Source organism: Grimontia kaedaensis, assembly GCF_023746615.1.
GTDB classification, from domain to species: Bacteria; Pseudomonadota; Gammaproteobacteria; order Enterobacterales; family Vibrionaceae; genus Enterovibrio; species Enterovibrio kaedaensis.
Genome location: NZ_CP082275.1, coordinates 2,500,752 through 2,513,725, shown reverse-complemented (window position 1 = coordinate 2,513,725; position 12,974 = coordinate 2,500,752). Strand labels below are relative to the sequence as shown.

Genomic DNA, 12,974 nt, shown 5'->3' with positions numbered 1-12,974 from the left:
AGATCAGCGGCTCCTGGATACGTTAGCAAAAGACTTGTCTCCAAACGGGCTTAACGTGATGCCCTGAAGTGACGCATTTCGCGCCTGGTAGTGAACACCGTGTGCCAGTGGGATCACTGGCATACGCTCATTAAGAATGCGCTGTGCCTTCAAATAAAGATTGCGGCGCTCGTTTCGCTCGTCGGTGGCAATTGCAGAATCAATGAAGCGGTCAAAATAACGGTTGCACCAGTTGGAGAGGTTCCAGCCAGTGAATTTGGCGTTGCAGGAGAGCAATGGCCTCAGGAAGTTATCTGGGTCACCGTTATCTGCAATCCATCCGGTTAACACCATACCAAGCTCATCAATGTCATCACGCAGTAACTTACGGTTGATGTCTTCGAGCGCAATGATATTGACCGTGATACCAATTGGAGCCAGATTCGCCTGAATTAACTCCGCCGTTTTTCTGGGACTTGGGTTATAGGCTTTGGGCGTTAAAGGCACAATCAGATCCACGTCAAAGCCATGACGATAACCGGCTTTTGCCATCAGGCTTAGGGCGAGTTGAGGGTCAAAAGCAACGGAAGATTTTTCATTGTACGCCCATGACATGGGTGGCAACATGCCAGTCGCAGGTGTTCCCGTACCGTAGTAAACCGACTGAATGAGAGCATCGCGGTTGATTGCCAGACTAATAGCCTGACGAACTTCCAATTCAGAAAGCGCGGGGTGGCGGGTATTGAGCGCCAGAAAAGCGACGTTCATACCAGTCTGTGAGGCAAGAACAAAGTCAGGGTTATTTTCTATAACCGAAAGCTGGCTCGCAATGGGGGACGAAAGCACATCACACTCTCGTGTGATGAGCTTACTTAGTGAACCTGTTCCGCGATTGCTGATGTCATAGGCGATTTGCTCCATAGGCGCAGCACCATTCCAGTATCCCCAATGTCTTTTCAATCGAATGAAGCGGTGAGGCTCGTATTCGTCCAGATAAAATGCTCCTGAGCCGACAGGGTGCGAGTCAATTTTGGCTGGCGTCCCCTTGGTTAAAAGGTGTTCAGCATATTCCGCAGAAAGAATGACCGCATAGGTTGTAGAGAGGGTAGACAGGAATGAAACATCTGGTCGAGACAGTACGAATTTGACTGTGTAGTCATCAAGTGCAATGACATCATCAATTAACCCAGCAAAGTCCATACTTTCAAACCACGGATAGTCGCCGCCTGAAACCGTGTGGAAAGGATGCTCTGGGTCAATCAATCTTTTAAAGCTGAAAACCACATCTTCTGCATTTACGCCGCGGTGGGGAATGAACCAGTCTGTAACTTGAAAACTGGCACTCTGGCGGAGATTGAAAACGTATTCCTTACCATCTGGGCTTACTTCCCAACTCTGCGCCAACATAGGAACAGGTTTGTAAGTCTGTGGGTCAAGCTGAAGAAGCCGATCATAGATTTGGCTGGAGAGCGCATCAGCGGTCAGGCCGCCATCGGTCAACTGTGGATTAAAGGTGTTAGGTTGACCCGGGCCGCAATAAATGAAACCACGGTTACGCGCAGCGTTGTCGGAGAACGGATCTTCACACCCTGCTAAGAAGAGGATGGTTACGCTTGCCAGTAGCAAGCGGCCTAAAGCGCTCATAAGCCAATGATTAGGTGATAAAGTTAAGTGTTTTAATTTACCACTGAAGCAACGGAGTCACCAAGTGGCGGCGCAAATATCTGGGTAATTTCAGTACAATTGGCGAAAAACTTATACTGAATCGGTGTTTTCCTCACCAACCAGATTGTATTTTCGCAGCAACCCTCTTATTTGATGGTAGCTCAAGCCAAGCAGCTCTGCGGCGCGTCGTTGATTAAAACGTGCCTGTTCCATCGCTTTTTCAACAATGTCCTTTTCTTGCTCTTGCTGCCATTGACGCAAGTCGAGTGGGAAGGTGATTTCTGATTTCGACTCCGTTTTCTCATTAGTCTTCTCGTTTCGCCAAGGGGCTTTAAACGGGTCGAGTTGAATGTCTTCCGCGTCAATCTCGCTGTCTTCGTCAGCGTGACGGTATATGGCGCGCTCCACAACATTCTTCAGTTCACGTACGTTACCGGGCCAGCGATAGGTATTGAGTAGCTTCACCGCTTCCGTCGAAAAGCCGGAAAAGTAGCTGTAACCGAGTTCACGGCACATCTTCAGTGCGTAATATTCGGCGAGAAGCAGAATGTCTCCCTGACGCTCACGAAGCGGTGGAAGATGGATAACATCAAAAGCAAGCCTGTCGAGCAGGTCAGCACGAAACTCACCGTCGTCGGCCATCTGAGGCAAATTCTCATTGGTTGCACAGACTAGCCTGACATCAGCGCTCAACACATCACTGCCGCCCACGCGTTCATATTCGCCATATTCGATGACACGAAGGAGCTTTTCCTGAACGCCAAGTGGTGATGTTGCTAATTCGTCCAGAAACAGAGTGCCGCCTTCCGCCCGCTCAAAACGACCTTTGTGCTTTCCTTTTGCGCCACTGAATGAACCGGCTTCATGGCCAAACAGCTCAGAGTCAATCAAGCCTTCACTTAATGCTGCACAGTTCAGGGTGACCAGCGGTCCATCCCAACGGCGTGACAAATAATGCAGGCGTTTGGCGATAAGCTCTTTACCTGTGCCTCGCTCCCCCAGAATCAGAACGGGGCGGTCGAGCGGCGCAAGACGGGAGACATGATCGAGAACGGAAAGGAAGTGATCGGATTCGCCAATCAGGTTGTCAGGTTTCTGCATGGTGAAATTTGCCAACTGTTAGTTTATTTCATCATACCCTTATGAGAGGAAAATGCACGCAATGAGTTAACTTGTTGTAATTTATAGGATATAAAAGTTGGCACGGGGCTTGATATATATCTGGAAAATGAGGTTTTCCCTCACCTGTAAGCGCACAGAGCGCATTCGGCAATAAGGAGCATCACAATGGGTATTTTCTCTCGCTTTGCAGATATTGTTAACGCTAACGTCAATTCACTGCTGGATAAAGCAGAAGATCCACAAAAAATGGTTCGCCTGATCATTCAGGAAATGGAAGACACACTGGTTGAAGTTCGCACTTCTTCAGCACGTGCGCTGGCAGACAAAAAAGAACTGGCGCGTAAAATCGAAGGCATTGAGCGTCAACTGACCGATTGGCAGGAAAAAGCGACGCTAGCACTTCAGAAGTCTCGTGAAGATCTGGCTCGCGCAGCACTGATTGAAAAGCAAAAAGTGCACGATGTCTTGCTGACTCTCAAAGAAGAGTACAATCTGGTCGAAGAAACTATCGGTAAATTGGGTAACGAGATCGCTGAGCTTGAAACCAAGCTGGCAGAAACCCGTGCCCGTCAGCAAGCGCTGGTAATTCGCCGCGAAGCAGCCGGCAAACGCCGCGATGTTCGTCGCCAACTCGATACTGGCCGCACTGATGAAGCACTGGCAAAGTTCGAGCAATACGAGCGCCGCATTGATGAGCTGGAAGCAGAAGCAGACAGCTACAGCATCGGTAAAGGTAAGCGTCTTGAAGACGAATTTGCAGACCTGCAAGCGCAGGACGAAATCGAAAAAGAACTTGAGCGCATGAAAGCGGAACTTAAGGACAAAGAATAAGCCCCTCACAAAAGGTAAGGAGTAGGCATGTCAATGGCGTTTCTTTCAATTCCACTGGTGGTGTTTTTTGTATTCGTTGCACCACTGTGGTTGTGGCTCCACTACCGCAGTAAACGACAAGTCGGCCAGGGCTTGAGTGGTGATGAGTTTGAGCAATTGCAAGCCCTGGCAAATCGTGCGGAAGCATTGCAAGACCGCATTCATTCTCTGGAGCGCATTCTTGATGAGGAAGCGCCAAATTGGAGACATAGACAATGAGCAAAACGTTGTATCGTGATCCTGTAAACGGGAAGATCGGTGGCGTTTGTGCAGGTGTCGCCGATTACTTTGGGATGGAAATCTGGTTAGTGAGGATCCTGACTGTGACGGCATTTCTGATGGGACTGGGCTTTTTCGTTATCGTGGCATACATTGCTGCGATGCTCATCCTTGAAAAAATGCCGCCGGAAGAGGCAAAGCGGACTTTCCATTACAAGGAGCATCAAGTGAAACAAAAACCTTGGCAACAAGGGAAATCAGCAAGCCAATTGCTGGCTGATATTGATAATGAAATGGGAGAGATGGAACACGACGTTGCCAAAATGGAAGCGTATGTAACATCAAAAGAGTACGAATTGAATCGACAGTTCAAAAAGCTCTAATCAAAATCCATGATGACGTTATCCCCCGCTTTTATCGCGGGGGATTTATCTTTTGAGGGGTGCTGCTATTTATGAATTCAGTGAAGCGTCAGGTGAATAAATGGGTGAGCCGTAGTCTCGACCGACATGTTCGCCTTGCAGTGACGGGACTTTCCCGTGCCGGTAAAACCGCCTTTATCACCTCACTCATCAATCAGTTGCTGCACAGCGCGACCAATCCGCGCATGCCTTTGTTTGCGCCTGTCCGCGAAGGACGTGTTCTCGGTGCGCGACGTGTTCAGCAGAGTCAGCTGCATATTCCCGCCTTTGACTACGATCTTGGCATTCAATCATTGCGCGCGCATCCGCCAACATGGCCTTCTCCAACGCGCGATGTCAGCGAGATCAGGCTGGAAATCCGTTATCGACCTGAAAAAGGGGCGATGAAGTTGTTGCAGGATACGGCGACGCTGTATCTCGATATCGTTGATTATCCAGGCGAATGGCTGCTTGATTTGCCGCTGCTTTCCATGAGTTTTGATGAATGGTCGCGTAAACAAAGTGGCATCTTGACCGGTAAGCGCAAAGAACTGGCAGAGGATTGGCTGGAAGCGATCAACAGCTTCGACCCGTTAGCGGATGCCGATGAAAAACTGATTGGCGAGATGTCGGAGAAATTTACTGCTTACCTCCATGCCTGCAAGGAAGAAGGGGGACTGCATTGGGTGCAACCGGGCCGATTTGTGTTACCGGGCGAATATGCAGGTGCACCCGTGCTCCAGTTTTTCCCATTGGTTGACAATCAGTATGGTGAGAGCCAACTGGCGAACGCGCCGAAAGGCAGCAACTACGCCATGCTGAAACAGCGATACGATTACTACTGCCAGCATATTGTGAAAGGCTTCTATCAAGAGCATTTCTCTAAAGTCGATCGACAGATCGTGCTGGTGGATACACTGCAACCACTGAATGCGGGGCCAGCGTCGTTTAACGATATGCGAATGGCTCTGGAGCAGCTAATGCAAAGCTTCCGCTACGGAAAAAGCGGTTTGCTGCGCCGGCTTTTTGCTCCGCGTATCGACAAGATACTGTTTGCAGCGACCAAAGCCGATCATGTGACGCCAGACCAACATCCGAATCTGGTTTCTCTGCTTCAGCAGCTGATCCATGAAGCCTGGCAAACTGCCTCGTTTGAGGGTATCGATATGGAGTGTGTCAGCCTCGCTTCTATTCAAGCGACTGAGCCTGGCATGGTCAATCATCAGGGTGAAACCATGTCTGCACTGCGTGGAACGTTGGAAAATGGTGAGCCAATGTTGATGTACCCGGGTGATGTGCCGTCGAGGTTACCGGGAGAGTCCTTCTGGCAGGATAACCAATTCGAGTTTCGTCAGTTCCGACCGATGCAAACCGATGTAGACGAGCCTTTGCCGCATATTCGCGTGGACAAGGCATTGCAATATTTGCTGGGCGACAAACTGAGGTAGGAGGCGAGATGAACGATTATAAAAAAGCCGTCGTGTTTGATGAGCCTGAAAAACAACAGGATGAATTGCCTGAGCTGACGCTTCAACGTCAATTTGAGCAGGACAACACATCGTTTGCTGTCACCAGCGTGGAAGAAGAAAGTGATGCCGAAAAAGCACTGGAAGCGACTCTAACCTCTCCCAGAAAAAAACGTTGGGGATTGCGCGCGCTGGCAGTAGCAGGTATTGGTTTGGTCTGTTGGCAAACGGTTGATTCTGTATGGACAGCAGTGCAGACCGGAGATTGGCTGACGGTCGGCTGGAGCGGTTTTGTTGCTGGTATAGCAGCGATGGGCTTAGGCGCATTGGGGCGCGAATTTTTGGCACTCCGTCGCCTAAAAGGCCGACAGGACGAACGTGATGAAGTCACTGCTATTATGGCGGCTGAAGGCATCGGCAAAGCAAAAGGCGTCTGCGAGAAGCTTTCAAAACAGTCAGGCGTTGAACTGACCGCAGGCTATGACAAATGGCAGACGTCGTTGGCGGCGACGCACAATGACCGCGAAGTCTTCGAGCTTTACGACCAGATGGTGGTGACAGAGCAAGACGTTCGCGCAAAAAAAATGGTGACCAAATATGCGTCAGAAGCTGCGGTCATGGTTGCACTTAGCCCGTTGGCGATCGCCGACATGCTGCTGGTGGCATGGCGTAACTTCAGACTATTGGAGCAAATTTCTACCGTGTACGGTGTGAAGCTGGGCTACTGGTCGCGCATTCGATTACTCAAGTTAGTGTTAGCTAACATGGCATTTGCTGGCGCCAGTGAAGCGATCACAGATATCGGCACGGACCTGCTTTCGGTCGATATTGCGGGCAAGCTCTCCGCAAGAGCAGCGCAAGGGCTGGGTGTTGGGCTGTTGACGGCAAGACTCGGTTACAAAGCCATGTCTGTGATGCGCCCAATGCCTTACATTGGTACAAACGCCCCAAAGCTGTCTGACATGCGTAAGCAGTTACTCACCAAACTGACTCCAGGAAACTAGGGGCTGTTGGCCTTTGGTGGTTGAATTTTGTTCACGCCATAAGCGCTTTAGGCGCGGCGAGGTGTATGCCGCCTAGCAAGCATAAAGCGCATAGGGTTCGGGACGCGTAGTCGAACCCTTCGGGCAGCGTTTGTGGGGAATTTCTACTGCGTTATCGGCTTCTCATGTAGGCGAGCTACACATCGAAGCCTCTGCCTTGCACAAAATCCCCACAAACTGCTGCAAAAAAACATCACCAAAGGTCAACAGCCCCTGGCACCAATGGCGCTGTTTTCCTTTTGCAGGGAGAGGATTAGCTCTCTCACGTTTTCATTGGCACCGCTTGACTCAATGGCCTGAGAGGCGCACACTCCTTTCACTGTCAACAATTCCTGACACTTTTTTATACGGCTAATTGAATATTTCACGCTTTCAGGGATTAGAGGGTTTAACCTCAACGACTATTCATTTCAACGCGGCTGACACCGGTATACAGGATGCCGTCAGCCCCACTGCATACAGGACACTACCGTGAGATTACAGGTCTTTTGCGAAGATCGACTTGGATTAACCCGCGAACTCCTCGACATTCTGGCACGTCGTAACATTGACTTGCGTGGTATCGAAATTGACCAGGTCGGCATTATCTATCTCAACTGCCCCGAAATAGAATTCGAAGAGTTCAGGCAATTGATGTCGGAAATCCGTCTTATCAGCGGTGTGACTGATGTGCGGAAAATTCAATTTCTGCCAGCCGAGCGCGAACACCGTGAACTGCGCGCATTGCTCGAAACACTGAGCGACCCCGTCTTTTCGGTCAATCTCAGTGGCAAAGTCGATATGGCAAATAAGGCCGCATTGCGTTTGATGGGTAGCGAAGAATCTGACCTGATTGGCGAAACGGCCAACAGTGTGTTCCCTGATTTCAACTTCACTCATTGGCTGGAGCGCGATAACGCCGGTCAAATCCATCGCCAGGTAGTGCTTTCAGGTATGGACTACCTGATGGAAGTGATGCCAGTATATGTAACCGACAGTGAAGACAAAGACGTGCTTGCCAGCGCGGTAATACAGCTCAAGCAAGTTTCCATGAACCATCTGCCAACGACGTTATATCGTACGCCGGGTGAACATGGTTTTGAGCATCTGGTCGGGCAGTCAAGCAAATTCCGCACTTTGGTCAATCAGGCAAAGAAATTTGCCACGTTGGATGCGCCACTCCTGATTCAAGGTGAAACCGGCACTGGTAAAGAAATGCTGGCCAAAGCCTGTCATCAACGCTCACATCGCGCAGAGCATCCATTCCTGCTGGTGAACTGTGTTTCCATGCCGGATGATGCCGCAGAAACCGAGCTGTTTGGCTGCGCGCCGATGGAAGGGCGTGAAGGTAAGAAAGGTCAGCTAGAGCAGGCTGATGGAGGAACAGTGTTCCTTTATGAAGTGGGCGAAATGAGCCAGCACCTGCAGATTAAACTGCTTCGATTTATGCAAGACGGCACCTTCCGCCGTGTTGGCGAAGAAAAAGAGATCAAGGTTGATGTCCGTGTGATTTGCTCAACTCAGAAAAATCTGTCAGAGCGCGTCGCTGCGGGGCAGTTCCGCGAAGATTTGTATTATCGATTGAATGTCCTGTCCCTGACCGTCCCGCCGCTGCGCGAACGTCCTTCGGATGTGCAGCCGCTCGCTGAACTCTTCCTGAATCAGTTCGCCGCTGAACTGGGTCAGGAAAGACCGATGTTGCAACAAGGTGTACTCGAGTTTTTGAACCAGTATTCTTGGCCGGGCAATGTCAGACAGCTACGAAATGTGCTGTTCCGCGCAATGACACAAATCGAGGAAGGTTGCCTGACCAAAGATGACATCCAATTGCCGGAAACGGAACAAAGTGCCTTCCTGACTGAGGAGACATTGGAAGGCTCGCTGGATGACATCATGAAGCGTTACGAGTCAGGTATTCTATCGAACCTTTATCGCAGTTATCCATCAACTCGAAAGCTCGCAAAGCGGCTCAGCGTTTCTCACACTGCTGTGGCAAACAAACTTCGCGAATACGGTATTGGTAAGAGATAGAAAACAAAAACGGTGGCCTCAGCCACCGTTTTTTTCCATGGTGAGGAGCTTTTGTTTGATCTCCAAACCATAGCGATAGCCGGTCAACTCGCCATCACTGCCAATAACACGGTGGCAAGGGATGACCAAAGGGATAGGATTGACATTATTCGCCATCCCGACGGCCCGACAAGCTTGAGGATTACCGATTTCCCGCGCGATATCAGCGTAAGACCTTGTTTCTCCGTATGGGATTTCACGGAGCACTTGCCAGACCTTATGTTGGAATTCGGTGCCATCAGGCGCGAGGGGAATATCAAACTTGGCGCGTTCCCCTTTAAGGAACTCGATGATTTGTTTCTTGTACTGGGCGAGATGTTTGGGGGAGTGCTTCCACTGTTTGCAGGACTCAACAGGATGATGAAGGCATAAGGTCAATTGTCTGAGCCCAGACTCATCAGCCAATATGTGAATTTTCCCCAGCGGTGATTCAAAGCTATCGTAATACATAAGTAACGACACAGTTGGATAGGAGGCGAATTGTCTGTCGAAATTATAAACCCTTTCCCGCATTTACGTATTGATAATCTTGTCATTCGTGCGATTCAGAAGCCTGATCTCCCACTTATCGTGAATTACTTTCAGGCTAATCGCCAATATCTGACACCTTGGGAACCTTTGAGACCGGACAGCTTTTTTACTTATGAAGGTTGGGAAAGACGCGTCATTCAATTGACTGAATTACAGCGTCATGGGCTCGCGTACTACTTCATGATTTTTGAAGAAGGCAGGGACGAAGTTTGTGGCGTTATTACCTACAACAACATCATGCAGTTCCCGTTTCATGCTTGTAATGTTGGGTACTCATTAGCAGAATCTGCGCAAGGGCGAGGCATCATGCGCCGGGCGCTGAAAGCAACAAATCAGTGGCTTTTTGATCACTTAAATATGCACCGCATCATGGCGTCGTACATGCCAAGAAATAAGCGCAGTGAAGCCGTTCTGGAAGCCGCTGGGTTCAAGAAAGAAGGCGAAGCCAAGGATTATTTGCTGATTAACGGGAAGTGGGAAGACCACATCCTCACCTCTGTCATTAACACCAAATGGGTGGCTTCAATCAATGAGTGAAATGTCTGCATTAGAAAGACTTGAAAAGCAGCTGGCACTGATAGTGGAGATTGACCAACTCAAAGCTGTGTTAAGAAGAACCCGTGTGAAGAGTGATGATGGGCGATTAGAAAATTCTGCCGAGCACAGCTGGCAGGTAGCTTTGATGGCACTGTTGCTGGAAGAACATGCTAATGAGCCTGTAGACATTGCGAAAGTGGTGAAGATGCTGCTGCTCCATGATGTGATTGAAATCGATGCAGGCGACACCTTCATTTACGATTTAGAGGCGGCAAAACTTCAGCCAGAGAAAGAGTTGAAAGCAGCCAAACGAATTTTCGGTATTTTGCCAGAAGACCAGCGGGATGTGCTTATGTCACTATGGTTAGAGTTTGAAGCAGGTGAAACGCCCGAGGCGCGCTATGGCAAAGCATTGGATCGTATGTTGCCTATGCTTTTGAACTACCACAGCGAAGGGCAGAGTTGGAAAGAATATGGTGTGCGCTATGACCAGGCGCTGAACATCAATGGCAAGATTGAAAAAGGCTCCTCACTGCTCTGGGAAAAAGTACAAATGATGCTGACGCATGCAGTTGAACAAGGTTGGCTAAAGAAGTAAGAGGAATCAAATAACCAACAAAGCCCCGAATTTTCGGGGCTTCTGGACGATTCTTTGGGGTTAAGTCACGGTGATTAATCGCATAGTATTTGTGGTTTTCACATACTCGTTGATGTCACCCTGAGTAATAATCACCACATCCCACTGGTCTAAGTACCCCAGTTGTTTAAGGTGCGCAATGGCTCTGTGAGCGACCTCTGAGCCTGCACCTGTATCACTTTCGAAGTGGATAGGGGTGACCCCCCTATATAACGCTAATCGTGACAGAGTCGATTCATGTCTGGATAGGGCAAAAATAGGTTTGCCAGAACTAATCCGCGACATCATCAGAGCTGTTCTACCAGACTCGGTCAATGTCACCATCGCTTTAACTTGTGGCATATGGTTCGCAGCGTACATGGTTGCCATGGAAACCGTTTCTTCAATTAACTCAAACTCTTTGTTGAGGCGATGGTTTGAAACATTAATCGAAGGCATTTTTTCTGCACCAATACAAACTTCTGCCATGGCTTTCACGGTTTCCAGCGGATAGTCGCCCGCAGCCGTTTCTGCGGAGAGCATAACGGCATCTGTCCCATCCAAGACAGCGTTTGCGACGTCCATGACTTCGGCTCGCGTTGGCATGGGCGCTTTGATCATTGACTCCATCATCTGGGTTGCAGTGATAACGCATCGATTCAGCGAGCGCGCACGGCGGATAAGTTTTTTCTGTACACCCACAAGTTCAGGATCGCCGATCTCCACACCCAGATCTCCACGCGCCACCATGACGACATCAGAAGCCTCGATAATATCGTCAATATTCTCATCACAAGACACAGTCTCAGCGCGTTCTACTTTAGCAACCAAGCTAGTTTCTAGCCCTGCCTTCTCGGCTAATGAGCGTGCCATACGCATATCGTCACCATTGCGTGGGAAGGATATTGCTAGAAAGTCGACTTTAATTTTTGCTGCCGTAAGGATGTCTTGCTTATCCTTGTCGGTCAGAGCAGGCGCAGAGAGGCCGCCACCTTTTTTGTTGATACCTTTGTTGTTCGAAAGTGGCCCACCAACGGTGACTTCTGTGTGGATTTTAGTACCGTCGACGGAGAGTACCTTCAGCTGCACGCGCCCATCATCGAGAAGAAGGACGTCGTCAGCCGAAACATCACTTGGCAGGTTTTTATAGTCGATCCCCACGCGCTCTTTGTCTCCTTTGCCGGGCTCGAGCGCAGCATCTAAGACAAAACGGTCACCAACTGCGAGCTGGACTTTGCCATCGGCAAAAGTGGAAACACGAATTTTTGGCCCTTGTAGATCGCCGAGGATACCGACATGACGCCCCAACTTAGCTGCGATAGCACGTACCTTATTGGCACGCTCTATATGGTCTTCAGGGGTACCATGAGAAAAGTTCATCCTAACGACGTTTGCGCCAGCAGCAATGATTTGTTCCAGCACATCTTCTTTATCAGTAGCTGGCCCCAAAGTGGTCAAGATCTTTGTTCGACGTAAATTCTCAGACATGAAAGTCTCCTGAGTAAAAATGCTTGCGACAAGATAGCTGTATAGATAGTGATAATTATCTTTATTAAGAAGTGTAGCTGAGCTGGCGGAACTAAAAGAAAAAGGGCAGACCTAAGTCTGCCCTTTAAATCAGGTGAGTGATTCTTTGTTAAATCTAGAGTCCTTAATAGCCTCTTTCACGCGTTTTAGGTTCTCGCGGAACCCAGGGCCACGACGCAGTGTAAAGCCCGTTGCCAGTACATCAATCACGGTCATCTGAACTACGCGGCTTGCCATTGGCATATAGATGTCAGTGTCTTCTGGTACGTCGAGGGTGATGGTCAGAGAACAGACTTTGTCCAAAGGTGAGCCTTTCTCAGTAATGCCAATGACGGTCGCTCCATTTTCCATTGCTAGATTTGCTACATCTACCAGCGACTTGGTGCGGCCTGTGTGCGAAATAACAACAACTACGTCACCATCTGTGCAGTTAATACAGCTCATGCGCTGCATAACGATGTCATTGAAACAGACGATGGGAATGTTGAAGCGGAAGAATTTGTTTTGTGCATCGTGAGCAACAGACGCTGAAGCACCTAAACCAAAGAAAGAAATTTTCTTGGCCTGAGTCAGCAAATCCACAGCTCGGTTGATTTGATGGGCGTCAATGCTGTTTTTTGCTACATCCAGACATGCCATCGTCGATTCGAAAATCTTAGAGGTGTAAGCGTCAGCGCTATCGTGCTCCTCGACATTTCGATTCACATAAGGAGTACCGTTCGCCAAGCTTTGCGCTAGATGAAGCTTAAAATCAGGGAAGCCCTTGGTATCCAGCCGGCGACAGAATCGGTTCACCGTTGGTTCGCTGACGTCTGCCATTTTGGCGAGTGTGGCGATGCTGGAGTGAATAGCAGTCTGAGGAGAAGCGATGATCACTTCAGCGACTTTCCTTTCCGACTTACTAAAGTTTTCAATATTTTTTTGTATTTTTTCCAGGGTGTTCATTCAG

The 12,974-nt window shown here is 49.2% G+C and carries 13 protein-coding genes; 8 read left to right on the top strand and 5 right to left on the bottom strand.

The window, feature by feature from the left end; translation table 11 throughout:
• Positions 1–3: 3 nt before the first annotated feature.
• Positions 4–1,623 carry an ABC transporter substrate-binding protein SapA gene (gene sapA, locus K6Q96_RS11445; RefSeq protein ID WP_251875836.1) on the bottom strand — a complete coding sequence of 540 codons (1,620 nt, stop codon included), beginning with the start codon at positions 1,621–1,623 and terminating at the stop codon, positions 4–6.
• A gap of 111 nt (positions 1,624–1,734) precedes the next feature.
• Complete coding sequence (gene pspF, locus K6Q96_RS11440) at positions 1,735–2,745, bottom strand: phage shock protein operon transcriptional activator (protein ID WP_251875834.1); 1,011 nt, start codon at positions 2,743–2,745, stop codon at positions 1,735–1,737.
• A 186-nt stretch (positions 2,746–2,931) separates the two neighbouring features.
• On the opposite strand from pspF, the gene pspA reads away from it, so the two are divergent.
• The 6 genes from pspA to tyrR all read left to right on the top strand — a co-directional run bounded on the left by pspA (position 2,932) and on the right by tyrR (position 8,775).
• Entirely contained in the window at positions 2,932–3,597 is a 666-nt protein-coding gene (gene pspA / locus K6Q96_RS11435; protein WP_002539260.1) for a phage shock protein PspA, read from the top strand.
• Between the two features lie 27 nt (positions 3,598–3,624).
• Positions 3,625–3,855: an envelope stress response membrane protein PspB gene (pspB, locus tag K6Q96_RS11430; RefSeq protein WP_002539261.1), complete on the top strand. Its 231-nt coding sequence runs from the start codon at positions 3,625–3,627 to the stop codon at positions 3,853–3,855.
• The gene (pspC, locus tag K6Q96_RS11425) at positions 3,852–4,238 is read left to right on the top strand and encodes an envelope stress response membrane protein PspC (protein ID WP_251875832.1); all 387 of its coding nucleotides are present in this window, start codon (positions 3,852–3,854) and stop codon (positions 4,236–4,238) included. The genes pspB and pspC overlap by 4 nt, the downstream gene beginning before the upstream one ends.
• A 71-nt stretch (positions 4,239–4,309) precedes the next feature.
• On the top strand, positions 4,310–5,704 hold the full coding sequence (locus tag K6Q96_RS11420) for a YcjX family GTP-binding protein (RefSeq protein WP_251875831.1): 1,395 nt from the start codon (positions 4,310–4,312) through the stop codon (positions 5,702–5,704).
• 8 nt (positions 5,705–5,712) lie between these two features.
• Positions 5,713–6,726: a YcjF family protein gene (locus tag K6Q96_RS11415; RefSeq protein WP_251875830.1), complete on the top strand. Its 1,014-nt coding sequence runs from the start codon at positions 5,713–5,715 to the stop codon at positions 6,724–6,726.
• Positions 6,727–7,236: 510 nt separating this feature from the next.
• Positions 7,237–8,775, top strand: a complete 1,539-nt coding sequence (gene tyrR, locus K6Q96_RS11410) for a transcriptional regulator TyrR (RefSeq protein ID WP_251875829.1) — start codon at positions 7,237–7,239, stop codon at positions 8,773–8,775.
• Positions 8,776–8,793: 18 nt separating this feature from the next.
• On the opposite strand, the gene K6Q96_RS11405 is transcribed toward tyrR, so the two are convergent.
• A complete protein-coding gene (locus tag K6Q96_RS11405; RefSeq protein ID WP_082804253.1) occupies positions 8,794–9,264 on the bottom strand; it encodes a methylated-DNA--[protein]-cysteine S-methyltransferase in 471 nt (156 codons plus the stop codon).
• 30 nt (positions 9,265–9,294) lie between these two features.
• Between K6Q96_RS11405 and rimJ the strand changes: the two genes are divergently transcribed.
• Both rimJ and K6Q96_RS11395 read left to right on the top strand, forming a co-directional pair.
• Complete coding sequence (gene rimJ / locus K6Q96_RS11400; protein WP_251875828.1) at positions 9,295–9,882, top strand: ribosomal protein S5-alanine N-acetyltransferase; 588 nt, start codon at positions 9,295–9,297, stop codon at positions 9,880–9,882.
• The gene (locus K6Q96_RS11395; protein WP_251875827.1) at positions 9,875–10,480 is read left to right on the top strand and encodes an HD domain-containing protein; all 606 of its coding nucleotides are present in this window, start codon (positions 9,875–9,877) and stop codon (positions 10,478–10,480) included. Before rimJ ends, K6Q96_RS11395 begins: the two co-directional genes overlap by 8 nt.
• A gap of 60 nt (positions 10,481–10,540) precedes the next feature.
• On the opposite strand, the gene pyk is transcribed toward K6Q96_RS11395, so the two are convergent.
• Complete coding sequence (pyk, locus tag K6Q96_RS11390) at positions 10,541–11,986, bottom strand: pyruvate kinase (protein WP_251875826.1); 1,446 nt, start codon at positions 11,984–11,986, stop codon at positions 10,541–10,543.
• 129 nt (positions 11,987–12,115) lie between these two features.
• On the bottom strand, positions 12,116–12,970 hold the full coding sequence (locus K6Q96_RS11385) for a MurR/RpiR family transcriptional regulator (protein ID WP_251875825.1): 855 nt from the start codon (positions 12,968–12,970) through the stop codon (positions 12,116–12,118).
• Positions 12,971–12,974 lie beyond the last annotated feature (4 nt).

Excerpts from the sequence above, each read along its gene's own strand:
- pspF (WP_251875834.1), bottom strand. The coding sequence starts at position 2,745 with ATGCAGAAACCTGACAACCTGATTGGCGAATCCGATCACTTCCTTTCC.
- pspB (WP_002539261.1), top strand. The coding sequence starts at position 3,625 with ATGTCAATGGCGTTTCTTTCAATTCCACTGGTGGTGTTTTTTGTATTC.
- K6Q96_RS11415 (WP_251875830.1), top strand. The coding sequence starts at position 5,713 with ATGAACGATTATAAAAAAGCCGTCGTGTTTGATGAGCCTGAAAAACAA.
- pyk (WP_251875826.1), bottom strand. The coding sequence starts at position 11,986 with ATGTCTGAGAATTTACGTCGAACAAAGATCTTGACCACTTTGGGGCCA.
- K6Q96_RS11405 (WP_082804253.1), bottom strand. The coding sequence starts at position 9,264 with ATGTATTACGATAGCTTTGAATCACCGCTGGGGAAAATTCACATATTG.
- K6Q96_RS11385 (WP_251875825.1), bottom strand. The coding sequence starts at position 12,970 with ATGAACACCCTGGAAAAAATACAAAAAAATATTGAAAACTTTAGTAAG.
- sapA (WP_251875836.1), bottom strand. The coding sequence starts at position 1,623 with ATGAGCGCTTTAGGCCGCTTGCTACTGGCAAGCGTAACCATCCTCTTC.
- K6Q96_RS11395 (WP_251875827.1), top strand. The coding sequence starts at position 9,875 with ATGAGTGAAATGTCTGCATTAGAAAGACTTGAAAAGCAGCTGGCACTG.
- pspA (WP_002539260.1), top strand. The coding sequence starts at position 2,932 with ATGGGTATTTTCTCTCGCTTTGCAGATATTGTTAACGCTAACGTCAAT.
- K6Q96_RS11420 (WP_251875831.1), top strand. The coding sequence starts at position 4,310 with ATGAATTCAGTGAAGCGTCAGGTGAATAAATGGGTGAGCCGTAGTCTC.
- pspC (WP_251875832.1), top strand. The coding sequence starts at position 3,852 with ATGAGCAAAACGTTGTATCGTGATCCTGTAAACGGGAAGATCGGTGGC.